Annotated in this window: 22 protein-coding genes; 5 read left to right on the top strand and 17 right to left on the bottom strand. The window is 61.3% G+C overall.

Features of this window, described 5'->3' with window-relative positions; genetic code table 11:
• Positions 1–46 precede the first annotated feature (46 nt).
• The 9 genes from GT019_RS18425 to GT019_RS18380 all read right to left on the bottom strand — a co-directional run bounded on the left by GT019_RS18425 (position 47) and on the right by GT019_RS18380 (position 10,628).
• The gene (locus GT019_RS18425; RefSeq protein ID WP_201755449.1) at positions 47–499 is read right to left on the bottom strand and encodes a hypothetical protein; all 453 of its coding nucleotides are present in this window, start codon (positions 497–499) and stop codon (positions 47–49) included.
• A gap of 147 nt (positions 500–646) precedes the next feature.
• Complete coding sequence (locus GT019_RS18420) at positions 647–1,039, bottom strand: phage holin family protein (protein WP_328803988.1); 393 nt, start codon at positions 1,037–1,039, stop codon at positions 647–649.
• Positions 1,040–1,149: 110 nt separating this feature from the next.
• The gene (locus GT019_RS18415; protein WP_161744655.1) at positions 1,150–3,336 is read right to left on the bottom strand and encodes an alpha-galactosidase; all 2,187 of its coding nucleotides are present in this window, start codon (positions 3,334–3,336) and stop codon (positions 1,150–1,152) included.
• 268 nt (positions 3,337–3,604) lie between these two features.
• Positions 3,605–4,033: an RbsD/FucU family protein gene (locus tag GT019_RS18410; protein WP_161744654.1), complete on the bottom strand. Its 429-nt coding sequence runs from the start codon at positions 4,031–4,033 to the stop codon at positions 3,605–3,607.
• Positions 4,034–4,046: 13 nt separating this feature from the next.
• Positions 4,047–6,392: an alpha/beta hydrolase family protein gene (locus tag GT019_RS18405; protein ID WP_161744653.1), complete on the bottom strand. Its 2,346-nt coding sequence runs from the start codon at positions 6,390–6,392 to the stop codon at positions 4,047–4,049.
• Between the two features lie 109 nt (positions 6,393–6,501).
• Positions 6,502–7,647 carry a metallophosphoesterase gene (locus GT019_RS18400; protein ID WP_235948569.1) on the bottom strand — a complete coding sequence of 382 codons (1,146 nt, stop codon included), beginning with the start codon at positions 7,645–7,647 and terminating at the stop codon, positions 6,502–6,504.
• A gap of 200 nt (positions 7,648–7,847) precedes the next feature.
• Positions 7,848–8,696: an AraC family transcriptional regulator gene (locus GT019_RS18395; protein WP_161744652.1), complete on the bottom strand. Its 849-nt coding sequence runs from the start codon at positions 8,694–8,696 to the stop codon at positions 7,848–7,850.
• A gap of 51 nt (positions 8,697–8,747) precedes the next feature.
• On the bottom strand, positions 8,748–9,494 hold the full coding sequence (locus tag GT019_RS18390; RefSeq protein ID WP_161744651.1) for a phytanoyl-CoA dioxygenase family protein: 747 nt from the start codon (positions 9,492–9,494) through the stop codon (positions 8,748–8,750).
• Between the two features lie 321 nt (positions 9,495–9,815).
• Positions 9,816–10,628 (bottom strand): phytanoyl-CoA dioxygenase family protein, encoded by an 813-nt coding sequence (locus tag GT019_RS18380; RefSeq protein ID WP_161744649.1) that lies wholly within the window; start codon positions 10,626–10,628, stop codon positions 9,816–9,818.
• A 166-nt stretch (positions 10,629–10,794) separates the two neighbouring features.
• Here GT019_RS18380 and GT019_RS18375 point away from each other — a divergent pair, with 166 nt between their 5' ends.
• A complete protein-coding gene (locus GT019_RS18375; protein WP_161744648.1) occupies positions 10,795–11,607 on the top strand; it encodes a helix-turn-helix domain-containing protein in 813 nt (270 codons plus the stop codon).
• A 168-nt stretch (positions 11,608–11,775) separates the two neighbouring features.
• Here the strand turns inward: GT019_RS18375 and GT019_RS18370 are convergent, their stop codons facing one another.
• A complete protein-coding gene (locus tag GT019_RS18370) occupies positions 11,776–13,227 on the bottom strand; it encodes a DHA2 family efflux MFS transporter permease subunit (protein WP_161744647.1) in 1,452 nt (483 codons plus the stop codon).
• A gap of 192 nt (positions 13,228–13,419) precedes the next feature.
• Between GT019_RS18370 and GT019_RS18365 the strand changes: the two genes are divergently transcribed.
• Positions 13,420–14,106, top strand: a complete 687-nt coding sequence (locus tag GT019_RS18365) for a TetR/AcrR family transcriptional regulator (RefSeq protein ID WP_161744646.1) — start codon at positions 13,420–13,422, stop codon at positions 14,104–14,106.
• A 60-nt stretch (positions 14,107–14,166) separates the two neighbouring features.
• Here the strand turns inward: GT019_RS18365 and GT019_RS18360 are convergent, their stop codons facing one another.
• The 4 genes from GT019_RS18360 to GT019_RS18345 all read right to left on the bottom strand — a co-directional run bounded on the left by GT019_RS18360 (position 14,167) and on the right by GT019_RS18345 (position 19,096).
• Positions 14,167–16,596 carry a diguanylate cyclase gene (locus tag GT019_RS18360; protein ID WP_161744645.1) on the bottom strand — a complete coding sequence of 810 codons (2,430 nt, stop codon included), beginning with the start codon at positions 16,594–16,596 and terminating at the stop codon, positions 14,167–14,169.
• Between the two features lie 177 nt (positions 16,597–16,773).
• Complete coding sequence (locus GT019_RS18355; protein ID WP_161744644.1) at positions 16,774–17,559, bottom strand: phospholipase D-like domain-containing protein; 786 nt, start codon at positions 17,557–17,559, stop codon at positions 16,774–16,776.
• 53 nt (positions 17,560–17,612) lie between these two features.
• Positions 17,613–18,500: an anti-sigma factor gene (locus GT019_RS18350; RefSeq protein WP_161744643.1), complete on the bottom strand. Its 888-nt coding sequence runs from the start codon at positions 18,498–18,500 to the stop codon at positions 17,613–17,615.
• Positions 18,497–19,096 carry an RNA polymerase sigma factor gene (locus GT019_RS18345; RefSeq protein WP_161744642.1) on the bottom strand — a complete coding sequence of 200 codons (600 nt, stop codon included), beginning with the start codon at positions 19,094–19,096 and terminating at the stop codon, positions 18,497–18,499. The genes GT019_RS18350 and GT019_RS18345 overlap by 4 nt, the downstream gene beginning before the upstream one ends.
• A gap of 189 nt (positions 19,097–19,285) precedes the next feature.
• Here GT019_RS18345 and GT019_RS18340 point away from each other — a divergent pair, with 189 nt between their 5' ends.
• The 3 genes from GT019_RS18340 to GT019_RS18330 are packed head-to-tail and all read left to right on the top strand — an operon-like array spanning position 19,286 to position 22,516.
• On the top strand, positions 19,286–20,452 hold the full coding sequence (locus tag GT019_RS18340; RefSeq protein ID WP_161744641.1) for a COG1470 family protein: 1,167 nt from the start codon (positions 19,286–19,288) through the stop codon (positions 20,450–20,452).
• Positions 20,453–20,454: 2 nt separating this feature from the next.
• Positions 20,455–21,480 (top strand): ABC transporter ATP-binding protein, encoded by a 1,026-nt coding sequence (locus GT019_RS18335; protein WP_235948546.1) that lies wholly within the window; start codon positions 20,455–20,457, stop codon positions 21,478–21,480.
• Complete coding sequence (locus GT019_RS18330; protein ID WP_235948543.1) at positions 21,455–22,516, top strand: ABC transporter permease; 1,062 nt, start codon at positions 21,455–21,457, stop codon at positions 22,514–22,516. Before GT019_RS18335 ends, GT019_RS18330 begins: the two co-directional genes overlap by 26 nt.
• Before the next feature lie 230 nt (positions 22,517–22,746).
• Here the strand turns inward: GT019_RS18330 and GT019_RS18325 are convergent, their stop codons facing one another.
• The 3 genes from GT019_RS18325 to GT019_RS18315 all read right to left on the bottom strand — a co-directional run bounded on the left by GT019_RS18325 (position 22,747) and on the right by GT019_RS18315 (position 25,130).
• Complete coding sequence (locus tag GT019_RS18325) at positions 22,747–23,163, bottom strand: VOC family protein (protein ID WP_161744640.1); 417 nt, start codon at positions 23,161–23,163, stop codon at positions 22,747–22,749.
• A 57-nt stretch (positions 23,164–23,220) separates the two neighbouring features.
• Positions 23,221–24,444 (bottom strand): YhgE/Pip domain-containing protein, encoded by a 1,224-nt coding sequence (locus GT019_RS18320; protein WP_161744639.1) that lies wholly within the window; start codon positions 24,442–24,444, stop codon positions 23,221–23,223.
• Positions 24,445–24,506: 62 nt separating this feature from the next.
• Positions 24,507–25,130: a TetR/AcrR family transcriptional regulator gene (locus tag GT019_RS18315; RefSeq protein WP_161744638.1), complete on the bottom strand. Its 624-nt coding sequence runs from the start codon at positions 25,128–25,130 to the stop codon at positions 24,507–24,509.
• Positions 25,131–25,132: the final 2 nt, after the last annotated feature.

Below are 25,132 nucleotides of genomic sequence, written 5' to 3'. Positions count from 1 at the left end.
GACAAAACGATGAACGTTATTTGACAGATAACGGATGATACCGCGCTTATCTCCGATCGGTTCGAAGATACGCTTTGAGCACCCGTTCCGATTCCGCCTTCACGAACGTCCACGGCATGGAAAACGATCTCTGGTACCCCATGCAGCGGTAGCTGGCCGTCAAGGCTTCCCTGGTCCGTTTCTCCTCGTATACCCCGATTCCGCTTGCCTTGAACTGCTTGCGCAGATCGGCCAGCTCCAGCAGAACGCGGTCCTGCAGCCCGCGCAGCATGGATTCGTACAAACGCGGCAGTTTCGTCGGCGCCGCTCCCACGATGCGGATATCATGCTCCAGTACGGCCTTGACAACCCCGAGCAGCACATACCTCTTCACGAGCTCCAGCTCCTTGCCAAGCTGCGCCGGCGGCGATTCGCCATCGCCTTGCGTCTCCCTGCCGGGCCAGGCCGGCGGCGCCTCCTTGACGAGCTGCGCCGTGCGCGTCTCCGTATCCAGCACCATAGGTCCCCTCCAAATCGAATAATAAGAACATTTGTTCCCATTATAACAAACCGATGTCGAATGCGCAATGCGACCGGAGGCGCCCGAGAACAAAAAAAAAGAAGCCATCCCGTCTCAGGATGGCCTCGATGCCGGAGCGCTATACGGCTACTTTTTATTTTTGAGCACCTCGATCAGCTGGCGCAGCCGGTCCGGCATCGGAACGCCGATCCGGCCCAGGTTCTCGGTGATGGAAATAAGTTCGTTTGCCAAATAGAAGTAAACCGCTCCGCCCATCGCGATATTGTTAAGCTCCATCAGGATGTCGATGCGATGCGCGAGCATGATCACGAGCAGCATCATGCCCTTGCGCGCCAATCCCCAAGAACCGACAGAGCTGTTCAGCCCTCTCTTCTCTCGTATGGCAGCGGTGGTTCCCGTCACGTAGTCGACCCCCATGGCGACCAGAAGCAACGTCAGGGATTCCGGCCAAATACCGAACGAGAAGGTCAGCATGATGCCAAAAACGGCCGAGGTACTGCAAACGATCGTATGCGGCACTTGTCCCACTCTCCCTTCAGACTTCGCTGCCCTATAGCATATGGGGAAGGGAGACGGGTTGTCCCGTCATTTGTACCTGATGGGCCGTCTATTTGTCGGGACGACCGGAGTTACTTGGCCCGGAAGCGGTATACCGTGCTGAAATAATCGCCGTCCGCCCGCTCCTTGGCGACGCCGGCGTACATGAGCTCGTCCCCGCCGGCGATGTCGTCCGTTCCGATCCGCTCGTACCGGAAATCGGCATTCAAGCCTTTCAGCTTCAGGCGGCCAAGCGGCGCATGCGCTTCGTTCAGCACGACCACATGCACGACTAGCGCCTCGCGCCGATCCGGCGATACGAACATCCAGGCGGTCTCATTGCCCTCGAACGGGCTGAGCAGCCGGTGGAAGCTGCCGTATTGGACGAGTCCGCGCACTTCCTTGACCTGCTCGACCTGCCGCTTCACTTCCTCTTTCTCCGCGTCCGTAAATTGGGTCAGATCCAGCTCGTAGCCGAAATTGCCGGACATCGCGACGTCGCCGCGCGTCTTGAGCGGCGTGTTGCGGTGCACCTGATGGTTCGGCACGGCGGAAACATGGGCGCCCATGGCGCTCACCGGGTACACGATGCTCGTGCCGTACTGGATCTTCAATCGGCTGACGGCGTCCGAGTTGTCGCTCGTCCACGTCTGCGGCATGTAATAGAGCATGCCGGGATCGAAACGTCCGCCGCCGCCGGAGCAGCTTTCGAACAGCACCTTCGGGAAGGCAGACGTGATTTGCTCGAGCACGTTATAGAGACCGAGCATGTACCGGTGCGCCGTCTCGCGCTGGCGGTTGGCCGGCAACAGCGCCGAGCCGATCTCGGACATGTTGCGGTTCATGTCCCACTTCACGTACGTGATCGGCGCGCTCGCGAGAATGCTGCTCACCGACTCCATGATATAGGCCTGCACGTCCGCGCGGGACAGGTCCAGAATAAGCTGCTGACGGCCTTCGGAACGGCGGCGTCCCGGTACATGCAGGCACCAGTCTGGATGCGCGCGGTACAGGTCGCTGTCCGGCGAGACCATCTCCGGCTCGAACCAGAGCCCGAATTCAAGGCCGTGGTTGCGAACCCGCTCCGCCAGGTCTTCCAACCCGTTCGGAAGCTTGTTCTTGTCGACGATCCAGTCGCCGAGCGAGCTGTTGTCGCTGTCGCGACGGCCGAACCAGCCGTCGTCGAGCACGAACAATTCGATCCCGAGCTCGCTGCCCGCTTTGGCGATGGCTTCGATCTTGTCGGCGTTGAAATCGAAGTACGTCGCTTCCCAGTTGTTGACCAGGATTGGGCGGATCGCGTCGCGGAAGGCGCCGCGGCACAATCTCGTGAGGTACAGCTCGTGATAGGTGCGGGACATGGCGCCGAGCCCTTCATGGGAGAAGACCATGACCGCTTCCGGCGTTTGGAACGATTCGCCGGCTTCCAGGCGCCAGGAGAAATCGAACGGATTGATGCCCATGTACGCGCGGGACGTATGGAATTGATCGACTTCCACGCCGCCCGCGAAGCTGCCGCTGTAGACGAGGCTGAAGCCGTAGACGTCGCCGTGGTCTTCCGTCGCGCCGTCGGACAAGAGCGCGAAGAACGGGTTATTGTTATGGCTGCTGGATCCGCGGCGGCTTTCGATCGCCTGGATGCCCGGCGTCAGCGCGCGCTTGTGCACGTAACGCTCGCGCGCCCAAGAGCCGGAGAGCTGCAGCAGCTCGAACCGGTCGTGCGGCAGGTCGACGCTGAAGCTGAGCGCTCTCGTGAGCTGCAGGACATCGTCGCCCGCGTTGATCAGGCGCGCGGAGCGGATCACCGCGTCGAACGCTTCGAATACCGTGTACGACAATTCGACCTTTAAGCCGGACGGCTTGTCCTCCAGCGTGACGATCAGCGTCTCCGCTTCGTCCGCGCGCTCCGCGTAGACGGCCGGAAGTCCTGCCAGCGCGGGCTTGCCGGCTTGAATCGCATGGGATACGTAGAGGAGCTCGGTGACGGTCGTGCCGTTCGCATGCTGCACGGCATAAGCCGGGCTCCGGAAGTCGCTCGAGCCGTAACCCGGATACTCCTGCGGCAGCGTATCGAGCGAGATCGAACGGTCCGCGGGAACCGGATTGGGGGAGAAGGATGCCCGCTCGACGCGCTGCAGCAGGCGCTCCGCGCTGCCCTCGCTGATCTTGCGTCCCCAGTAAACATGCGCGGGAAAGCCCTCCAGCGCTTGGAACATGTAGCTCATCGAACGTGTCTGCAGATGAAACAAACCGCTCTCGGCATGGAATTTTATCGACATGAACGAAATAACCTCCCTATGGAATAAACGATGCTGACCGGGTGCGATGCGTTATACGCCAGCCGTCTACAAGTATAGGGGGAACAAGCGTTGCATGACATGGAGGCTTTTAGCGATCCTATGGAGGATTGTAGGTTGAATCTTCACTTTCCCGCATACGGCTGCATCGCCTCCAAACGTTCCGTTTTCGGCATCGTTTTGCCAGAACGCCCATAAAAAAAACGACCGTCCCCGATTCTTCCCAGAGACGGCCGGCCTGGCCGGAACCTTATGAAATGACGCCTTTCTTGAGGATGAGGTTCGCATATAGAGCGCCTTCCCCCGTCGCCACGATGGCGTACGCCTTGCGGGCCCGTTCGTAGAACGCGAAGCGTTCCACCGTTTCGAACGGCGCTTCCAGACCGGCGCGTTCGCGAATGAGCGTACCGTAGACGTCCCAAATCGGCGTCTTGACCGTATCGCCGGGCACGACCTCCATCAGCGCGGCCGGCTTGGCCACGTACGGATCGAGCGGGAACAACCGGAGAATGCCGTCCAGCAGCTCCGGGATGGGATGGCCGTCGCAGCGAATCAACCGCTGCGCATGGCTCGCCGCCGGAAAATTGGCGTCTGCGAGCACGATTTCGTCCCCATGGCCCATTTCCATCAATACCTTGAGCAGGTCGGGAGAAATGATTTTCGGAATGCCGATGAGCATGTCGTGAATCCTCCTAGGGCGATTTTTCTTCTATTCCCGCGCTCATGACCCTGACGACATCGGCGATGCCGATATCGTCCAGCATGACTTTACCCCGGTCGCTGGTAAAATAGAACGTCACCTGCGACAAATGGGCGGGGTCGAATTCGGGGTTGATCGCTTGGAACCGGTCGAAGGGAAGGCCGTACGTCTGAAACACCGGTTCCGTCGGTTCCTTGTACTTGCCGTTCATGACGCTGTTCTCCATCCACGGGAACAAGGTGAAGTGCGTGTAGGGCAGCGGCACGACCGCCTTGAACTCGGAGAGCGGCAGCCGCGCGGCCGCGCCGTTGCGGCTCCGCAATTCGATCTCCACTTGCGGCAGCGGAATGCCCGCGCCGCCGTCCTTGTCCGAATCTTGATTGAAGCCGGGCAAGTCCCTTTCCAAATTCGTCATGTTGAAGACCAATTCCTGCTGCGCCTTCGAAGTGCGGTCATGGAGCGCATCGACCGATTCCGGGAGGAGTAGCGAGTAGCTGCCGTCCCCCTGCTTCCACTGCAGCACCGCGCCGCGGGTGCCCTTGTCGTTCCCGTCGCGGTCTTCCGCCGCGGCTTCGGACCATTGCAGGCGTTCCGCTTTGGCGGTCGCGCCGTTGGTCAGTTTCGTCTTGTCGTAATCTTCGTCGATCCGCGCGAGCGGCAGGAAGCTGCCGTTCTCGAACCGGTTCAAGTACGTCGCGGCCGGCAGCCAGGATTCGCCCGTGCGGTAATCGCTGAACAGCGACTCGTACCGAACGTTCCCGTGGAGCGCGGTTTCCAGGAACGCGCCGACATACACTTTCGCGACCTGACGCTGGTCGTCGGCGTCCATCATCTCGTCCTTCCGGAGGAGCAGCCCCCCGGGCAAGCTGTCGTCCATCGTGCCCCAGCTCGTATTGAAGCGGCTGTGATTCGCTTCCCCGATGTACAATGTCGCCTTGAAGCGGTCGGAACCCGGCGTGAAGCTGGATCGGATGTATTGGCGCTCGCCGCCGAACGTGTCGACGTCGCCGTCGCTCGCGCCCTGCAGCGACAGGTAGTACGTATCCTTCAGCTGCGCTTTCTTCTTGTCCACGTTCGTGTCCGTCGGGGCGATCGCGATCACGGCTTGGATCTTCACGGCGTCGAGGCTCGCGAGCGTCTTGTCCTTGTCGAACCACGCGGAGCGGTCCGCCGCCATGGCGACCGCTTGCCCGCCGCGGGAATGGCCGATCAGCGCGACCTGCCGCAGGTCGACCTTGCGATAAAACGGGCTGCCCGCCTGCTCGTCGAACGTCTCGATCTGCTGCAGATGCTTCAGCAGCATCCATGCCCGCACCTTCATGTCGTTGTCGGGAATGTTGCCCCAGAACGAATAGTTCAGGAAATTCTCGTCCACCGACACGGCGATGAATCCGCGGCTTGCGAGCATTTCGCCCAGGTACGCGTAGCCTTCGTCGGAAAACTGCTCCATCAGATGGTTGCCGTGCACGATCAACACGAGCGGAAACGGTCCGTTTCCTTCCGGCATCCACACGCGGCCGTTAACCGGAAGCTTGGTTTCGTCGAAGCCCCAGAACAGGCTTCTCACCCATTTCCAGCGATGGATATATGCGGAGGCGTCGACGGACTCCGACTTCAATGCGGCGCCCGAGGCGAATTCGTCCCGCTTGGTGTCGGTGCCGCTTCCGTACGTGAAGGTCGTCACGGGATACGGCCCGTCCGCCGACGGATTGTCCGCCGCGATCTGCGCGACCTCCGGTTCGGCCGTCACCAGCTGCGCGTCCGCGGGAACGTCGCCGTAGACGTTCATCGGCCATCTGTCGAAGCTGAGGCCGGACACCGTGATCGTGACGATCAACGCGACCTTCAACAGCACCGGCACGCGCCGATGCGCCAACAGGCCGACGAACAACCCGCCGGCCAACCCGATGCCGGCGATAATCATTGCCAGCACGACCGAGATCCAGTCGCCGATGTCGGCTTTGTCGCCCACGTACCACATCGCGAAGCCCGTGAACGTGAGCACGCCGGTCGTCAGCCGCGGGACGGGCACGTAACAAAGCGCCAATACGTAAGCTGCCGCCAACCCCGCGGCGGCCATGCCAAGCGTGCCGATCGCCACCGCGACCGCGGCGTCGAACGCGATGCCGATGCCGGTCGGCATGCCAAGCGCCGTGATCACGAGCACCGCGCTGCATACGACCCAGAGCCCGGCCATGGCGAAACGCCAGATCATCGTATCGAAACGGAGCGTCATCCTGCCGCGGTAAATCAGCCAGGCCGCCAGCCGCCTCCAGGCGGGCTTCCTTTGCGGAGGGGTTGGCAGCGGCATGAGCGGCGAATTCAATTCAAGGTCCATATGCGGCTCCAACTCCTCGTCGATGCGTCGTTGTAGGTCTCTCTCCGAATCTAGCTGCTAGTAAATTATACGACGGATCACGGCGGCGACCAATACGAATTTGTTGTCACTATTGGCAGCCGAACCTGACGGTGATGAACAGGATCTCGCTGCGGCTGCCGATGCGGATCGGCGGTCCCCAGGTGCCGAAGCCGGAGGAGACGAACGCATGCAAGGATCCGAACTGCTTGTAGCCCCAATCCAATTCGAAAATCCGCCTCGTGATCCAATGATTCGGCGCCATCTGGCCGCGATGCGTGTGGCCGTGCAGCGAGAGATCGACGCCCGCGCCGGCGATCTCCCGAATCGCCGAAGGCTGATGGTCCATCAGGATGCGCGGCTTGTCGTCGTTCAAGACGGCCGTCAGTTCCGCGACGGACGCCCTGTCGCGATCCGTCTTGTCCTTGCGGCCGATCAAGTAAACGCCGTCTCCGATCGTCACGGTCTCGTCGAGCAGCACGGGGATGCCGAGTCCGTGCATCGCTTTCACGTAGATGTCGATGCCGCCCCCGTAATATTCGTGATTGCCGAGAACGGCGTACGTGCCGAACTTCGCCTTGATTTGGGCCAGCTGGTCCCCGAAATTGAATCGGACGAACGGCTCGACGTCGTCGTCCAGCACGTCGCCGGGCAGGAGCATCAGATCCGGCTCCAGCGCATTCGCCCGCCGGACGAGCCGGTCCAGGTGCCGCCTCCCGACCGTCGTGCCCAGATGCAAGTCGGAAGCGACCGCGATGCGCAGCTCCTTCAAGCCGCCCGCCGGCTTATCGATCGCGACGGCGTATTCGCGCACGATCGGCGACCAGGCATTCCATGAGCCGCGGAGCATGATCGCGAGCATAAGGACGATGACGGCGCTGCCGACGTACAAGATGGCGTCCGCGTTCGATATGGACAAGGCGCGCAGCAGCCAGGCGGCCAGATCCGCGAACGGGAGCAGGACGACGGCGTACTCGAATACGGCAACCCAGTACGCGCCCGCCCGTTTCCACGTCAGCACGACGGGTCCGGGAAGCCGCTTGCGCAGCAGGCGCGAGAATAAATACCCGAAGGCGACGATCACGTACAACGGCCAAAAGACGGCTTCGAACGCAGCTCCGCCGAGGTTCAGCCACTCTCCGATAAACAGCTTCAAATGCCAGCCCGCGTACGCCTGCAGGCAAACGAAAATAAATAGCATGAGCATCATTCTGACACGTGCCGGCAGCTTCCGCATGAAGGACTCCCCACAACCTTTCGCGACTCGATCCGATTCTATGATTCTTTCTTGCCTACTAATAGTATAGCGATTCGGCGGCGGAAATGCGATTGGAGCGGCAAGCGCGTATCGCAAACCCACCTTATCCGGGAAGCGGCCGCAGCGAAACGAAAAAACCGGCTGCATCCTCCCGCAGCCGGCTTGAAACCCGATCCAGTCTATCGCTTCCGATAATCCCGCGGCGACCCGCCGAAACGCTTCTTGAAGGCGCGCTCGAAATGAGGCAGCGTATTGAAGCCGGAGGCGAAGCAAATCTCCGTGACGGGCAGCCGCGTCGACTTCAGCAGCGACTTGGCGAATTGCAAACGCAAGTCCTGCACGTACGCCTGGAACGTGATGCCCGTTCCTTTGCTGAAGCATTCGCTGAAATAGTTCGGCGACAATCCGCAGCTCGCGGCGGCATCGTCCAGCGAGAGCGTCTCGCGAAAATGATGCTGGATATAGATGAGCGCCTTGCGCACGGCGGGCGGCATCGGCAGGTCGGAGCCGCGCGCATCGCCGCCAGCGGCCGGCGAGGGCCCGCTCCTGCGGGACAATTGGATGAGCAGCCGCTCGACGCTGCCCTGCACCAGCATGGCGCTTCCCGGCCGCCCGCCCGCGGACTCCTCCCAGACGAGCTCGAACTCCCGCTCCGCCGCATCGGTCTCTTCCGTACCGTAAACGGCCGTATGCCGGACGCCGTGATCGAAGAGCAGCTCCAGCATCGGTTCCCGAATGAACCGATCGTTGAAGATCAGATCGTACAATTCCAGCGTCTCGCCCGCGTCCGGCTCCAAGCTGTGGAAATCCGCGGGCGTGAGCAGGAAAGCCGAGCCTCTGCAGAGCCGCTCCGGCACGCCGTTCAGCACATGGGTGCCGCTGCCCGAAAGGACGAAGCCCATTTCAAAAAACTCATGCCAATGCGTATCGATCCGGCCGTCGAGACGATGCTTGAACAGGCTGACCGAGGCGGACGGCGTCATATAGCTGTCGTTCGTCAGACGCTCGGGTCCCTTATAGTCGTGCATGCCGCCAACCGTCCTTCCGACCGGTACAGATATCGCGATTCCCTTCGGGGTTTACGCGTTGACGAACGGATTGCCCGCGATGTCTTTCCCGCGCGCGAGCCATATTTTAAAGCCCGGGTTTTTCTCCGGGATGACTTTCGCTTCCGTGGAGAAATAGCGCATCGTGTAGCCGCAGCGGCGGTTCGGGCTCCTGTTCGGCGTCGCGCCGTGAATGATCCGGGAATCGTGGATCGAGCATTGGCCCGGCTCCAGCTCGAAATAAACCGCTTTGGACTCGTCGATGTTTTTGATCTGCGTCGCGAAAATATTCTCGTCCTCGCTCACGGCCTCGTAGTCCGAGAAGCCGTTCTTGTGCGTGCCGGGGATGACGCGCATGCAGCCGTTTTCCTTGTTGCTGCGGTCGATGGCGAGCCAGACGGTGGCGATTTTGTCGAACCGGTCGAGCCGGCCTTTCCAATACGCGGAATCCTCGTGCCATGGCGTCTGCTTGCCGATCAGCGGCTCCTTGCAGATGAAGTGGCTCGACCACAGCCCGATGTTCGGCCCGAGAATCGGTTCGACCAGGTCCAGCACCTCGTCGGCAAGCAGGAATTTCAGCAGCCGCTCGTCCCGGAAATGCGGCGTATCCAGTTCGCTGTTCAGCCGGCGGCCGACCATTTCCCACTGTTCCTCGAAGATCGCCGACAGCTCCGCCTGCTTCTCCGCGCCGAACAGCTGGTTCTTATACAGCGCGTAACCCTGCTCGTCGTAGAAATCCACTTCGGCTTGCGTTAATTTCCCGTTTGCGATGTTTGACATATCTTCCGCCTCCTATGATATCGGGGTTGCCGCCCTCTTTCAAGAGCGGCGTTGCCTGCCATGCCCCTATTATCGCGCGATTGCGGCGAAAGCGCTTTTCTTCTTCACCGATTAAGTATGCTTATCTTCGGCAGATGCAAGACAAATCTCCGAATCCGCGCCGGGCATGGACGGCAAAAAGCCGCAGTCTGTTGGGACTGCGGCACGCATGCATCCGCAGACTTGTACTTCTTGCACGGCTGGCACGACTTTCACAGCTTACGCGGCTGGCGCGACTTGCACGGCTTACGCGGCTGGCGCGACTTGCACGGCTTACGCGGCTTAATGGTACGTGAACTCGCCGACTTCCACGCCGCACGGACCGCCGTCGGGATTGCCCTCCAGCACCACTTCCGTGCCGTCGGCTTTGAAGAGCGGATTGTAGTGGATGTTGATCGTGGCCGCGGACGCGTTCGCGTAGTGGCAGATGAACGCCCGGCGGAAACGGTCCTTCGTCTTGTTGCGGTACGAGCCGTGGATCAGGTTGCCGTTGAAGAACAGCACGTCCCCTTTATCCATGATGACCGGCATCGCGACGCCGTCCTTGGGCGGCTTCACGTAATGGTTCGTGAACGATTCCGTCGTGTCTGCGGAAGTGTCCGGGCAGGCGATATCGTACGTCTGCGTCTTCGGCACGACCAGCAGGCCGCCGTTCTCTTCGTCCGCGGCGTCGACCGCGGTCCAAGCCGCGATGCAGTTGCCCGGCTCCACCTTCAAATAGAAATTGTCCTGGTGCAGCGCTTGGCCCCTGGAACCGGGCGGCTTGTAATAGAACATGCTTTGGGCCGCGTACGCCTCTTCGCCGTACAGGTCGGCCAATATGCCCAGCACCGGCGAATGCAGCATGTATTTCTTCGCCGTGTCGTTGAATCGGTGCGGATGCATGACCCGCGGGTAACGCTTGAGCGGATCTTGGGAATCGCCTGCGAGGTTCGGCTCGAAGTAGCCGGGAACCGTCTCATGGCTCATCGTCTCGAACGTGCTCTCGATCTCCGCCAGATTGTCCGGCGAAAACAGCCCTTTCACGACCAGATAACCTTCCGTATCGAATTGACGCTTCTGTTCTTCCGTAATGGCGCGCAGCGGTTGCGGCATCCGTCATCTTCCCCCTTGGCATGGCATTGAGATGTGCATTCCATGACTTCATTGTAGTACCGGCCGCCGCGAAGCAGAAGTAAGAATTATGCTGAAAACTCCATCGATCCTGCTATAATCGAAATATTGGAAGCCTATTATGCTTCGCCGGGAGTGAACGCAAGCCATGAACGCGAAAAAGACCCCTTTGCCCTCCGTCATCAAAGAACAAGGCATTCGCACCGTCGTTGCCGGACATTTCAACCACCCCGATTCCTATGCCATGAGACGGCCTGACGGCATGAGCGACTGGCTGCTTACGTATACGCTGGACGGAGGCGGATACTTCGTCATCGACGGAGAAGAACGATTCTGCCAAGCAGGCGACGTCACGCTCATGCAGCCCGGCGTGCCCCATCAATACGGGACGCGCAAAGGCGGCAATTGGCATTTCATGTGGGCGCATTTCACGTCGCGGATTACGGAGACGAGCCTCCTGCCCCAAGAAAAGCTGCTCGTCCTCGCGATGGACAACGAATCCGCGCGCGAACGCATGCAGCGGGCGTTCCGGCGCATCCTGACGGATTCCATCGAACGCGGCCTATATTGGGGGGAGCTGTGCGAGAATGCGATCCGCGAGATCGTCCTGCTGCTCGCCCGGCGCCTCTCCAAGCAGTTCGATCCGCGGATCGAGGAAGTTCGGCATCTGCTCTCCTCCCGCATGCAGGACCCCGTCCGCATCGAGGATCTGGCGCGGGAGATCGGTTTATCGCCGTCGCGGCTGTCGCATCTGTACAAGGAATCGACGGGCTCGTCCATCATCGATTCGCTGAACGACATGCGCATCCGCCAAGCGGCGCTGCTGCTGGAGCATTCCGGCCGCCAAGCCGCGGAGGTCGCGGAGGAGGTCGGCTACCTGAACTACAACCACTTCGCCAGCCAATTCCGCAAGCGGTTCGGCGTCAACCCCCGAACCTACAAGAACCAGGACCATTCGTAGGATGCATGCACGGCTGCGCCGGTCCCGTATTCCCGAGTGCGAACATGGATGCGTCAGCAACTAATTCGGCCGCCCGCGTACGAACCGTATTCGTGCCGCATTCCTGTGGCAAACGCAAAGAGCGCATCGCCGGAACCGCCCGGGATGCGCTTTTTCGCCGCCGGCGCGTTAAGCCGCCGCGGCTTCCGTCTTCGCGGTATTGCGTTTCTTGCGGATCAACAGGGTGAACGGAATCGCGGCTGCCGCGATGAAGGTCGCGATCAGGAACACGTCGTTCACGCTCATCGTGAATGAGAGCATCTGAATGACCGCGGGCGTATTCCCGCCGGCTTGCGCCAAGTCTGCGGCATGCGTCAGCGAGTGGGAAGCCAGCAGCGACGTGAACAGCGCGATCGCGAACGATCCGCCGACGTTGCGGACCCAGTTCGTCACCGAGGAGGCGTGGCCGACCATGGACGGCCCGATCTCTTCCATGCCGGCCGTGCTCGTCGCCGCGGCGGCAAACGACACGCCCAGGTTGCGGACGGCCATCCAGAAGATCACGTAGAAATTCGAGCTGTCGCTGTGGAGCTGCGTCATCTCGTAGCTGCCGATGATGATGAGCACGAGGCCGGACACCGTCATCCATTTGGCGCCGACGCGCGGATAGATCTTGCCGGCGATCGGCATCGCGAGCGCCATGATCAGCGAAGACGGCAGCAGGACGAGCCCCGTGTCCATCGCCGACGTCCCTTGGACGTTCTGCAGGAAGAGCGGCACGAGCAAGGTACCGGAGTACAGGCTGATCGTGATGATCGTATTCGCCACCAGCGTGATGGAGAAACGGTAATTGCCGAATACCCGCAGGTTAAGCAGCGGGTTCTTCGTTCTCAGCTCCTGCACGATGAATGCGGCCAGGAACAGCACGCCGAGCGCGAACAGCCCGATCGTTTTGCCGGATCCCCAGCCCCACTCGCGGCCTTCGCTGAGCGCGACCAGCAGCGAAGCGCTGCTGACCATGACGGTCACCAGACCGACCTTATCAAGCCGCGAAGCGGTACCGATGCGGTAACTCGGAATCATGATCATGATGAACGCGATGGCGATGATGCCGATCGGAACGTTGATCAGGAACAGCCAATGCCAGCTGAACTGTTGAATGAGCCAGCCGCTGATCGTCGGCCCGAATGCGGGCGCCAGCATGGCGGAGAGTCCCCAGATACTGACGGCGAAGGGCTGCTTCTCGCGCGGGATGACCTGGAAGATGATCGTCATCGTCGCAGGCAGGATCAGACCCGTGAAGATCCCCTGCAGGATGCGGAACGTGATCAGCGATTCGATGTTCCATGCCAGGCCGCACAGCAGCGAGAAGACGACGAAGCCGCCCATGGCGTAGAGGTAGACGTTTTTATACCCGAATTTATCGCCCAGGTAGCCGGTCAGCGGCGCGATCGTGCCCAGCGAGAGCATGAAGCCGGTCAGCGTCCATTGAACGGTGCTGAGCCCGGCGTGAAAGTCGTTCATGAAGATGGTCAGCGCCACGTTGATCGTACTGATCCCGAGAATGCTTAGGAACGCGCCGAAGAAGATGGCGATCATAATGGGCCAGAAGCGGACGTTCGCAACGGTGGAAGTGCTCATAAGGATGGTTTCTCTCCCTTGCTTGAAAGTAATGGCGCCGTCAGGCTGCGCCATTTTGGCAGAACTGATCATACACCAATGCCTAGATAAAGTAAACTCATTTCATCGATTTCAGTTTAGTTCGGCTAGAAAGTTTATTTCGGGGTCCGTATTGTGTATACTAACTGGTATGGAAAGAGAGTGTGAGCGCTTATGGAAACGACCAATGAAACGCAAAGCTGCCGATATACGGACGATACCATCAAGAACAAGTACGTGGCCAAGCTTCTTCATCCCGTGAAATTAAGCGGCTTTCAAAGCCTGCGCATGGACGACATCGCCAAAACGATGGACCTGTCCAAAGCGACCTTGTACAAATATTTTCCGTCCCGCGACGAAATCATAGACTACCTGGCGCAGCTGTTCGTCCGGTTCGTCGTCGGCTCCGAAAGCCAGTTCGAGACCGGGAGCGGCGAAGCGTTCATCAAAGGCTTCAACTCCTCGTTCGCCCAAACGCTCATGATCGCGAACTACGGCACGGAAGTGTTCTTCCACGATCTCCGCGAGGTGTATCCGCAATTGATGGCTTCCATCGACGTCGCGATCAGCGAGCGGCACGAACGCTTGCGCCGCTTCTATGAGCAAGGCATGGCGGAAGGCTGCTTTCACGAATCCAACGCGACGCTGCTCATCCTCCAGGATGAACTGATGTTCCGCAACCTGCTCGATCCTCACTATTTGATGAAGCATAACTTGACGCTGCGCGGCGCGATCGGCGACTACTACCAGATCAAGAAGCGTCAGCTGTTCAAGCCTGACGTGTACGAACAGATCGACGACGCGGCCATGACGGAGCGGATCGAGCAGCTGGTCCGCAAAGTGACGTACGGCGTGTATTAAACGAAAGGTCCTTGGGATGCGATAGGCGCATCCCAAGGACCTTTTTTGGCGTTCCCTCGCTTACAAGCCCCGCAAATCGGCTTCCGCGGACGCTGCCGCCTCCGTATGCGGTCCACCCTCCGCGACAACGCGATTGCGGGTACGCTTGGCTTCGTACAGCCCTTTATCCGCGGCGGACACCAGCGATTCCGCGTCGCTGCCGAAGGCCGGCACGACCGTCGCCACGCCCAGGCTGATCGTCAGGAAACGGCTGACATGCGATCTCGCGTGCGCGATTTCCCGTCGTTCCACCCGGATCCGCAGCGACTCCGCCAGCGCCGCCGCTTCCTCTCGCGCCGTGCCCGGAAGCACGATGCCGAACTCCTCGCCGCCGTAACGGGCGACGAAGCGGTCCGACGCGTCAAGCGAATCGCGGATCGTCGCCGCCACCGTCTTCAGGCACATGTCCCCGCCGAGATGGCCGTAGGTGTCGTTGTACGCCTTGAAATAATCGATGTCCAGCATGATCAGCGACAGCGGTTCGTTCTTCAGCGCGTGCTTCTCCCATTCCTCCCGCAGCCGCTCGTTGAAATACCTGCGGTTGAAGACGCCCGTCAAGCCGTCGAGCGAGGATAGCTTCTTCAATTCGTCGTTCGCCGCCTGAAGCTCGGACTGCACGGCGATCCGCTCCGTAATGTCCGACAGCGAGACAAGCACGCTGCGGATGCGCCCTTCCCGATCGAACACCGGCGAGCAATTGCAGGAAATCATCGTCCGCGCGCCGCCGGGCTTCTCGAATATGAATTCGCTGTTCGTCACCGTGCGCCCCGTGCGCATGGCGATCGCGACGGGAAATTCGTCGGCCTGCATCCGCTTGCCGCCGAAGTCATACAGCACCCATACGGCATCCTGGTAGGCGCGGTTCACGATCGTTGCCTTGTCCATGCCGAAGATATCCTCCGCCATCCGGTTCGCCATCGAGATCATGCCGTTTTCGTCGACGACGACGATGCCGGACGGGACCGTCTCGATGATGGTCCCGAGCCGCAGCCGGCTTTCCTCCAGCGCCTGCTCGACCTTACGCTGCTCCGTGATGTCGATGCCGATGCCGATGATGTGCTTGATCTCGCCGTCCGTCTCCAGCAATATCGTATTCGACCACGCGATGAGACGCAGCTCCCCGGAACGCGAACGCCAATGGTTCTCGTTGCGGTTGCTCCCGCGGGCGGTCATCAGCTCGTTAAAATGCCGCTCGACGTCCGCGCGTTCGTTCTCCGGAATCAGACGATCGTAGATGGACAGGTTCCGCATCTCCTCGAACGTATAACCGGTGGCCGTCTCGCAGCTGGCGTTGAAGCGCAGAATGCGGCTGTCCTTATCCAGGACGACGATCAGCGAAGCCGCCGTGTCGATGATCGACGACGCGAAATTCCGCTCCTTGCTGAGCGCTGCCGTATGCTCGAGAATCGTATCCGACATGGAATTGAACGTCAGGCCGAGTTGGCGAAATTCGACCGTCGACGCTTCCAGCACGCCGGGATCGATACGGTAATGATAACCCCCGTCCTTGATCATCCGGACGCCCCGCAGCAGATGGTTGACCGGTCTCGCGATCTTCTTCGAGGTGCGGAGCATGACGAGCACCGCCGCTAGCATCGCCAGCAAAATGAACAACGACGCATACTCGAGCTCCGTATAGAGCGAAGCCAGCACGTCTTTCCGGGCGGCCTCGCCGATGATGAGCCAGCTGCCGTTCTTCGTCCATAGGTAATCGCCGTACACCGGGATGCCGGCGTAATTGCGGTAGGCCTGCCGCGATTGGATGCCGGTTTCGGCCCGTTCGAGCAGGGTCGGGCCGACCCGGACCGGCTGATCGTCGCCGCTGCCTTCGCCCGTAATCAGCGCGCCTTCGCGGTCGACGAGGTATGTCTGCCCTTTCTCGCCGTACGAGAAGCGCTCCATCAGCTGCTCGATGGTCGTCAGCTCGACCGTTCCCATCACGAGGCCTTTGAAAATGCCGTCTTCCCCCGTCACCGGCGCCGCGAACACGATAATGCGCTTGCCGTCCTTCCGCGAGAGGAGCACGTCGGAGATCGAATCGTTGCCTCGCCGCGCTTCCGCGAAGTAAGAGCGGTCCTCGATATTCAAGCCGTCCGCGGTATGGCCTTTGTCGTCTGCCGAGGTCAGCGATCGAAATTCCAGGTGATTGCGCTTGACGAGTCCAAGCAACTGCTGCATTTGAGCCGTTTCCCCGCTTTTGACGGCGGGATAATTCGCGATGAGCCGGATGTCCGACATCCGGTCGTCCAGCCATTTATCGATAAACTGCTGCTGCAGCAGGATCGTTTGTTCCAGTTGGCGATGAATGCTCGTCTTCTGATTCACGAGCTCCACGTACGAGAAGATCAACGTGCAGGCGCATCCGACGATAAGAACGAATACGAGGCCAAGCGATCGCAGCTTGCCGTTCAGGGTCGGCCTTTTCTTGGCGGGTTGAAGCGCGGCTTTCATGTTCGGTCACTCTCCTTGCTGGGCGAAGCCGGGTCAACCCAGAGGTTGCATGCGATCTTTATTCGACAAAAAAACCGAAATTCCTCCGGCGATCCGCGTGATAATGTCGTTCGGTGTCGCAATACGGCAAAAAGCCCGCCGACAGGCGGGCTTTGCCGATGGCTGCGCGTCAGCCGTTTATTTCTCGCAGGCGACGCCGTCGCCGTCGCCGTCCATCTTCGCGCTGTAGCCGGGGTCGCCCTTATGCAGCGGCGCTTTGCCGGCGGCCTTCGCTTCGGCGCAGCTCGCGAACGCGGTGACGCCGGCCGGCGGTCCGGCAGCGGGCTCCGTCCCGCTAGCCGACTCGGATTCGCCTTCCGCATCGGTCTCCGAGGACCCTTCGGCTGGCTGCCCGATGACGGGCGAGATGGAGTCGAATCCGTCCGCATCTTCCCACATCGCCTGAAATTGACTTTCGAACGACTGCGCGACCTCGCCGCCGCGCAGCACCATCAGCACTTCGTCGTTGTCCGTGCTGGCGGCCTTCGAATAGTTGAACGAGCCCGTCGTCGCCGTCTTGCCGTCCGCGATCGTCATTTTGAGATGCATGAGGCCGCTATGTTTGTTCTGCTTCATCGGGATGCCCGCGCTGCCGAGCAGCTTAAGCGCTTCGCGCTGGCTCTTGCCCTGGGCCTGGATGCGGTCGGTGATGATGCGCACCGCGACGCCGCGCGTCTGCGCGCGCTTGATCGCGTCCACGATGTCCGGCTTCGTCAAGCTGTAGATCGCGATGTCGAGCGTTCGAGCGGCACCGTCGATGACGCCGATCAACAGCCGCTCCGGCTGCTGGTCCGCCTGCGTGAACGCCCATTCCGCCTGAATCCCTTCCGCGGCCGGAGCCGACGCCGACGGCGAAGCGTAGAGGGAGCAGCCGGAGAGGAACACGGCTAATAATGCCGGGAGTACGAAAGGAATGCGTTTCATGCTGCTGCCTCCTGCATGCGGTTTTCCTTAGTTTACCACGAATTCCGCGGCGTTCAACCGCGCCGCAGCCGGAACACGAGCGCGTCGGGCTCGGTCGGGTTGCTGCTGCCGCCGGCCGGCTCGACGGTCAGGGCGATGCGATGGGCTTGCAGCAGCATTTCCTGCTTCACGTACAAGTGCGCGCGGCTCGGACGGTCATGATGCAGCAACCCCAGATTCACGTGCTCATCCTGATTGACCGCCCATACCTGAACGTCGTGCGCGGCGCTCGGAAGAAGCCCTTCCAGCATCACGTACACTTCGCCCGACGTCTCGTTGAACCAGATATACCCCTCGCCCAGTTCTTCCGCCTCGGGATGAATCTTGAAGCTCGCCGTCCGCGGATCCTGCAGGAAGGCGGCGGCGGTCGGCTCCAGCACGGCCGCATCGACCATGCGCCGCTCCGATTGGCTCGGCGCCGTCCGGTACACGCCCGCCGCGAGCAAGACCAAGAGCGCGGCGGCGACTGCGGCGGCGACCATTCGGCGATGCGCCGGCAGCAGGCGGCGGAGGCGCAGTCCGGCCGAACGCGCGCGGACGTAACGGCGCAGTCGTTCCCGCCGCGCATCGGACGGCATCGGTTGTTCCCGCCTCGACGCACCGCGTCCCTCACCCGCCGCGGCGTCCGCGACGATAGCCGCCGTACCGGCCCATGCATGCCCGGCGCCCGCGATCGCCGGCCCGCCCGCCCGCTCCATGGCCGGCACTTCGGTACTGCCGGCTCCTTCCAGCAGGGGCGTCCACGTCTCCCTGATATCCCGGCACCGCGCGCAGCGCGCGAGATGGCTTGCCATCGCATCGCGTTCGGCTTGAGGCTTATGCCCGAGCAGCCAATCGATCCAATCCTCTTCTCCGTAGAGCTTGTTGCAGGCATCGTCCGCGTCGTGCGGCTTCCCGTTCATTTGCGCCCCTCCTTCGTGCCGTTCTCCTTCTCGCCCGTCCATCCCTGCTTCTCCAGCTGCTTGCGCATATTGTGCAGTCCGTACCTCACCCATGACTTCACGGTGCCGAGCGGCACGTTCCAGGCGGAAGCCATCTCGCTGTGCGTCTTCGCGCCGTAATAGCTGCCGATCACGGCTTGCAGCTGCCCGGCGGGAAGCGCCTGCAGCGCCTCGCGCACCGCTTCCCCCTGCATCCGCGACAGCACCTTCTCGTCGGCGGCGTCCGCCGAGTCGGGAACGGCTTCCTCGCTCCACTCCTCGCGGCGAAGCAGCCGCTTGCCCCGCCGAAGCCGGTCCAGGCATCTGCTGCGGGTCATGACCGCCAGCCAGGCCTCCACGGAGCCGCGCCGGGGATCGTAGCGTTCTCCGCCCCGCCGAAGCGCTTCCAGAAAAACGTCATGGCAGGCGTCCTCCGCCTCCATCCGATCGCCGAGCATGCGCAGCGCGATGCTCATAATAAGCGGCGCGTAACGCGCGTAGAAGCGGTCGAATGCCTCCACGGAGCCTGCGCACATGTCGCGGAGCACGACGGACATGTCTTCGCCGGACTGACTCATCGCTGCCACCTCTCCTCCGATTTGTCGTGTTCCGTACCGCCCCTTCTTCTCTCGTTGTACCAAAAATCGGCGTCTTCGAAAACAAAAAAATTTTTGCCCCGGCGTAAATCCAATCCGCGCTTTCGTGCGTACCGACTACGAAAAGCTGCCCATCCGGCAGCGGAATAAATCGCTCGAGGAGGGGATCGCATGCTTCGTGCATGCCGTAAACAGAGCATCCGATGGATGCTCGCAATATGTCTCGTATTGGGGGCGGCCGCGTTCGGCTTCGGCGCTGGACCGGCCTCGGCCGCGGGTTCGGTGGAGCTGTACACGCCTTATTTGGAGCTGTCCGCGCCGCCGGGCGATTCCATCGCGTACGCCGTGGACGTCATCAACCGCGGCAGCGCCACGGAAACCGTGGACCTCGGTTTTGACGCCAAGGGCAACAAGTGGAATTACGGGCTGACGGCCGGCGGACGAACGGTCAGCCGGCTGGCCGTCAAAGCGGGCGAAACGCAGACGGTTAATCTGCAGCTGGACGTGCCGCTCGAGGTGGACAAAGGCGTCTACGATTTCGCGGTGAAGGCGGGCGGCGTCTCGCTGCCGTTGTCCGTGCAGGTATCCGAGCAAGGTACGTTCCGGACGGAGCTGACGACGGATCAACCCAATATGCAAGGCCATTCCGATTCCACCTTCACCTTCAGCGCGACGCTTCGCAACCGCACCGCGGAGAAACAAACGTATGCGCTGCAGGCGCAGGCGGAGCCGGGCTGGGACGCGACTTTCACCGACGGCAGCAACAGCGTGACGTCCGTCGAGGTCGATCCGAACGGCGAGAAATCGATCAGCATCAGCATCAAGCCGCCCGAAACCGTCAAGGCCGGCACGTACAAGATCCCGATCGCCGCCGGCAATAACGCCACCTCCGCGGACACGGCCGTCGAAGCCGTCGTCACCGGCACCTACGACCTCAAGCTCAGCACCGCCGACGACGTGCTCAGCACGGACGTCACGGCCGGCTCGGAGCGCCGCCTGGACATGGTCGTGACGAACGCCGGGTCCTCGGAGCTGAAGAACGTCGCGCTGTCCGCCGAGACCCCTTCCGGCTGGGAGGTTTCCTTCGAGCCGGCGAACGTGGACACGATCGCGCCGGGCGGAACGACGCATGTCCAAGCGACGATCAAAGCCGACAAGAAGGCGCTCGCCGGCGATTACGTCGTCGGCATCACGGCGGCCGCGCCGGAGAAAAGCGCCGACGCCCAGATCCGCGTCGCCGTCAAATCGTCGGTGCTTTGGGGCTGGGTCGGCATCCTGATCATCCTCGCCGTCGCGGGAGGCATCTACTTCTTGTTCCGCAAGTACGGGAGGCGGTAATCATGGCGATGCCACAATCCCAACCGGCGCTTCCGGACGAAACCAGTCCGGTCATCGAGCTGAGCAGGCTGACCAAGCGGTACGACGGGCAGACCGCCGTGAGCGGCCTGAACCTGTCGATCGCCAAAGGCGAGATCTTCGGGCTGCTCGGTCCGAACGGCGCCGGCAAAACGACGACGATCCTGATGATGCTCGGCTTGACCGAGCCCACGAGCGGACGCGTGCGGGTGTGCGGGCTCGATCCGACCCGGCAGCCGCTGCAGGTTAAGCGGCGCGTCGGCTATATGCCCGACGATATCGGCTTTTACGAGGACCGCACGGCGCTCGACAATTTGCTCTTCACCGCCCGGCTGAACCGCATCGCGCCCGCGGCAGCCCGCGCGCAGGCAGCGGAGCTGCTCGAGCGGGTCGGCCTGTCCGATGCGCTGAGCAAGAAGGTCGGCGCGTTCTCCCGCGGCATGCGCCAGCGGCTCGGCATCGCGGACGTGCTGATCAAGCGGCCCGAGATCATCATTCTCGACGAACCGACGCTCGGCATCGACCCGGAGGGCGTGCGCGATCTCCTGCGGCTGATCCAGGATTTGAGCCGCAAGGAAGGGCTGACCGTGCTCCTCTCCTCGCATCACCTGCACCAGGTGCAGCAAATTTGCGATCGCGTCGGGCTGTTCGTCCGCGGCGAGCTCATCGCTTCCGGCGACGTCGCATCGCTCGCCCTTCAGCTCGACGACGATCGCGCCGTTACCGTGGAGCTCGAGGTTTCGGGCTGGAACGCGGCGCTCGGCGAGCAGCTCGCCGCGCTCGAAGGGGTCCTGGTCTATTCGAGCACCATGGGGACGAGTGCCGGCGACGGCGCGATCCGCGTCACCCTGCGCTGCGACCGCGACTTGACGACGACCGCGGCAAGGACGGTCATCGAAAGCGGGGCGAACCTGCACGCGGTCCAGCGAAAGCAATACGGTCTGGACGACATCTACCACCGATACTTCGAAGGAGGCGGTCCCGTTGATCGAAACGCCGGCAAATCCTAACGACTTCGCGCGCAGGCTGCTTCGGCGGCTCAAGGGACGCAGGCGCCCCGAGGCGGAGGACGGCCTCGGCATCTCCGAGCCCGGCACGATTTCGCCGTTCTGGGTCATCGTGCAGAAGGAATTCGGCGACCATATGCGCAGCTGGCGCTTCGGTATCCTGATCGGCATCATCGCGCTCGCCTGCATCGGCTCGATCTATGCGGCGGTCACCGCGCTGAAGGACGGCGTCAAGACGCAGGATACGGACACGTCCTTCCTGTTCCTGCAAATGTTCACGGCTTCGGACGGCACGCTGCCGGCGTTCTCGACGTTCGTCTCGTTCCTCGGACCGCTCATGGGCATCGCGCTGGGCTTCGACGCCATCAACTCGGAGCGCGGCAAAGGCACGCTCAGCCGGCTGCTCTCCCAACCGATCTACCGCGACGACTTTATCCGGGCCAAATTCACCGCCTCGCTGCTGTTGATCGCGGTCGTGTTGTTCGCGCTCGGGTTACTCGTCATGGGACTCGGGTTGTTCACGATCGGGTACCCGCCGACGCCGGAAGAGGTGCTGCGGGTCGTGCTGTTCCTGCTGGTCGGCGTCATCTACGTCGGTTTCTGGCTGAATCTGTCCATGCTGCTGTCCATCCGATTCCGCCAAGCGGCGACCTCCGCGCTGTCGGGAATCGCGCTGTGGATTTTCTTCTCGGTGTTCTACGGCATGATCGCGAGCATGATAGACAAAGCGACGATGCCGCCGGAAACGTCCGCGCTCGACATCCTGCTCCGGCATGCCGATCGCATGCTCCTGCTCAACCGCCTGTCGCCCGCTTACCTGTTCTCGGAGACGACCGGCACCCTGCTGACGCCGGGGATCCGCTCGCTCGGACCGCTCACGACGGAGCAGGTGGTCGGCGCCATCGCGAGTCCCCTCCCGCTCGGGCAGAGCCTGCTGCTCTGCTGGCCGCAGCTCGTCGGCCTGTTGGCGGCGACGATGATTTGCTTCGGACTGTCGTATGCGCTGTTCATGCGCCAGGAGGTGCGCTCGCGGTCGTAAGTTTCGCCGTAAGCGCTATGAAACGATCGCAAGCCATTGCGGCCCGGGTAGGCATCCGGCTGCAATGGCTTGCTTCGCGAGAACGCGGTGAACGCTTGATGCCATTAGAGCGGCGTTCCATCGGCGACAGTCTGAATGGCGCGGTGCGTTCCGCCCCTGCTCGCGCATGCAAAAAAGACTCCGCTGCATCTCGCTGCAGCGGAGTCTTCTCTTGTCGATTCGCGGACGGGCTAGCCTTGGGACGCGGCGCTCTCGTCCATGTAGATGACTTCCCACAGATGGCCGTCGACGTCCTGGAAACTCCAAGCGTACATAAAGCCGTGGTCTTGCGGGTCGTTCGATATTTTACCGCCGGAGGACAGCGCCTTGTAGACGATTTCGTCCACGCTTTCCTTGCTCGAGGCGGAGATCGCCAGAATCATTTCCGTGCTTTTGCTGGCATCGGCCACTTTCTTCTTCGTAAAATTTTTGAAGTACGGTTCGGACAGCAGCATGACGAAAATATGCTCGCTGATGACCATGCAAGCCGCGTTCTCGTCGGAGAATTGCGCATTGAACCCGAACCCGACCTCGTTGAAAAACTGAACGGATTTCTTTAAATCCTTAACCGGTAAATTGACGAAAATTTTATCGGATTGAACAGCCACTATCGATCACCTCTTCGTCAGGATAGTGGATAAGCCCTCTTATGTCAAATTCCGCGGTTATTGGATGCCGCTGGAAGCCTTCGCCGTCTCGGACGGCCCGGCCGAAGCCGACACGGCGCCGTGCTTCTTCAGCACGGACAGCAGCGTCAAGACGATGCCGCCTCCGCCCATCGCCGCCAGCGTCCAGGTCGGCGCGCCCAAATTCCGGTATCCCTCGAAGTAGAACAGGTCCCGCAAACCCTCGACCGCGAAACGAAGCGGCAGCCAGGCGTACAGGAAATGATGGCTGAACGGAGGCAGCAGCTCCGGCGGCAGCGTAAGGATCGGCACGCCGAAAAAGAAGACGAGAATGAAGAGCGGCATGCCCGCGAGACCGAGCCAGCTCACGACGGTCGTCTGGATAAGGAAGAACACGAAGCCGGCGAAGAACAAATACCAGCCGATCGCCGCGTAATCCGGAATGGCCAAGCCGAACCATTGACCGGCGATCCAAAGAATGCTGAGCGAGGCGGCGCCCGTCGCGACCGCGCCCATGACGATTTGCGATACCCGTATGCCGAGGCGATGGAGACGGAAGCCGTGCTCGGTCGCATTCTTCGCCGCCACGAACAGCATCATCGTCGCCACCATCGCGCCGAACCAGACGAGCTGCGTGAGCACGACGGGCGCGTTGCCGTTGGAGCTGTTCGCGCCCACGGCATTGAGATTGCGGGTGGTCACCGCGATCGGCGCCGCCAATGCCTCCGACTGCTTCACCGTCAGCATGCCGCCATGCTCGGAAGCGGTCGCCAGCATTTGTTCCCGGACTTGCGCGCTCGCGCCGTTCATCAGCTGCGTCAGGATTTGATTCGCCATCGTCGCGCCGTTATAATTCATGCCTTGATTGACGTACAGCAAGACGCCCGCGGGCTGCGGATCCGCGGTCAACAAGGTCGCCAGCTTGCCGGAGAAATCGGCCGGTATCACGAGCGCGGCATAAGCTTCCTCGCGATTCATCGCATCGACGGCCGCGTCCTCCGATGCGGCCGTTCGCCATATCAGCGGCATTTCTCCGCCGTTCGGCGCATCGGCCGCCTGCATGCGTTCGGACAGCTCCTTGCCGAAATTCGACTCGCCCGCAGGCGTATTGGCTCCGGCATCGCCCTGCACGAGCAGCACGGGAAGATCCTTCGGCACCGGATTGACGGAAGAGCCGAGCTGCGCCAAACCCAGGACAAGAATGACCATAAAGACGATGAGTATGGCGAGATAAGGATGCTTCTGCCGGAAAAACTTGAGCATAAAAAAAATCGACCCCCAAATTAATTAATTCAACGCTCGGTGAATGGACAGGCCGAAAAAAATCACTTTCGCCATTGCGACACGGAGAAAGTGACCATATTACGAATATACGTCTCGACTTCGACGCCGACGACATTAATGAACGAGACTTCCCGAAGCGCGCAAACGACGCCGACGGACAACAGCTGATGCGCGGCTAACCCGAAGTCCATCTCGCGGATCTCGCCCGCTTCCGCCCGTTTGCGGAGCACCTCCGTAAGGCTGCGATGCCGCTGCTGGATCATTTCGGACAAGAAATTCCGCCGGTTCGATTGAACGGATTCCGCGTCGCGGAACATGATCCGGATGAACGCCCGGTCTCCCGTCAAGATCGTGTACAACCCGATCAAAAACTGGGACAGCGCCGTCTCGAGCGGCAGATCCGGTTCCATGGAAGCCAGGAGTTCGTCCATGATGGCCACTTTCGACTCCTGCGCCTCCGTGAAGACCGTCTCCAGAATCTCCTGTTTCCCATCGGGAAAATAATGATACAGAAGACCGTCCGTGATGCCCACGTGCTTGTTGATCATCCGCATCGAAGTGCCGTGAAAGCCGTGCTCCGCGAACAGTTCCTTGGCGCCCCGCAATATCTGTTCCCTGCGTTCAGCCGCCTGCATGTCCCTGCTCGTCCGGGGAATCCGTTTCAATG

The organism is Paenibacillus glycinis (assembly GCF_009909185.1).
Lineage (GTDB): Bacteria > Bacillota > Bacilli > Paenibacillales > Paenibacillaceae > Paenibacillus_Z > Paenibacillus_Z glycinis.
The sequence above is the reverse complement of the archived record's forward strand: the minus strand, read 5'-3'. Positions and strand labels throughout refer to the sequence as shown.

Excerpts from the sequence above, each read along its gene's own strand:
- GT019_RS18340 (WP_161744641.1), top strand. The coding sequence starts at position 19,286 with ATGCTTCGTGCATGCCGTAAACAGAGCATCCGATGGATGCTCGCAATA.
- GT019_RS18400 (WP_235948569.1), bottom strand. The coding sequence starts at position 7,647 with ATGCGGAAGCTGCCGGCACGTGTCAGAATGATGCTCATGCTATTTATT.
- GT019_RS18335 (WP_235948546.1), top strand. The coding sequence starts at position 20,455 with ATGGCGATGCCACAATCCCAACCGGCGCTTCCGGACGAAACCAGTCCG.
- GT019_RS18320 (WP_161744639.1), bottom strand. The coding sequence starts at position 24,444 with ATGCTCAAGTTTTTCCGGCAGAAGCATCCTTATCTCGCCATACTCATC.
- GT019_RS18405 (WP_161744653.1), bottom strand. The coding sequence starts at position 6,392 with ATGGACCTTGAATTGAATTCGCCGCTCATGCCGCTGCCAACCCCTCCG.
- GT019_RS18415 (WP_161744655.1), bottom strand. The coding sequence starts at position 3,336 with ATGTCGATAAAATTCCATGCCGAGAGCGGTTTGTTTCATCTGCAGACA.
- GT019_RS18375 (WP_161744648.1), top strand. The coding sequence starts at position 10,795 with ATGAACGCGAAAAAGACCCCTTTGCCCTCCGTCATCAAAGAACAAGGC.
- GT019_RS18360 (WP_161744645.1), bottom strand. The coding sequence starts at position 16,596 with ATGAAAGCCGCGCTTCAACCCGCCAAGAAAAGGCCGACCCTGAACGGC.
- GT019_RS18425 (WP_201755449.1), bottom strand. The coding sequence starts at position 499 with ATGGTGCTGGATACGGAGACGCGCACGGCGCAGCTCGTCAAGGAGGCG.
- GT019_RS18355 (WP_161744644.1), bottom strand. The coding sequence starts at position 17,559 with ATGAAACGCATTCCTTTCGTACTCCCGGCATTATTAGCCGTGTTCCTC.
- GT019_RS18370 (WP_161744647.1), bottom strand. The coding sequence starts at position 13,227 with ATGAGCACTTCCACCGTTGCGAACGTCCGCTTCTGGCCCATTATGATC.
- GT019_RS18350 (WP_161744643.1), bottom strand. The coding sequence starts at position 18,500 with ATGAACGGGAAGCCGCACGACGCGGACGATGCCTGCAACAAGCTCTAC.
- GT019_RS18380 (WP_161744649.1), bottom strand. The coding sequence starts at position 10,628 with ATGCCGCAACCGCTGCGCGCCATTACGGAAGAACAGAAGCGTCAATTC.
- GT019_RS18395 (WP_161744652.1), bottom strand. The coding sequence starts at position 8,696 with ATGCACGACTATAAGGGACCCGAGCGTCTGACGAACGACAGCTATATG.
- GT019_RS18390 (WP_161744651.1), bottom strand. The coding sequence starts at position 9,494 with ATGTCAAACATCGCAAACGGGAAATTAACGCAAGCCGAAGTGGATTTC.
- GT019_RS18345 (WP_161744642.1), bottom strand. The coding sequence starts at position 19,096 with ATGAGTCAGTCCGGCGAAGACATGTCCGTCGTGCTCCGCGACATGTGC.
- GT019_RS18410 (WP_161744654.1), bottom strand. The coding sequence starts at position 4,033 with ATGCTCATCGGCATTCCGAAAATCATTTCTCCCGACCTGCTCAAGGTA.
- GT019_RS18365 (WP_161744646.1), top strand. The coding sequence starts at position 13,420 with ATGGAAACGACCAATGAAACGCAAAGCTGCCGATATACGGACGATACC.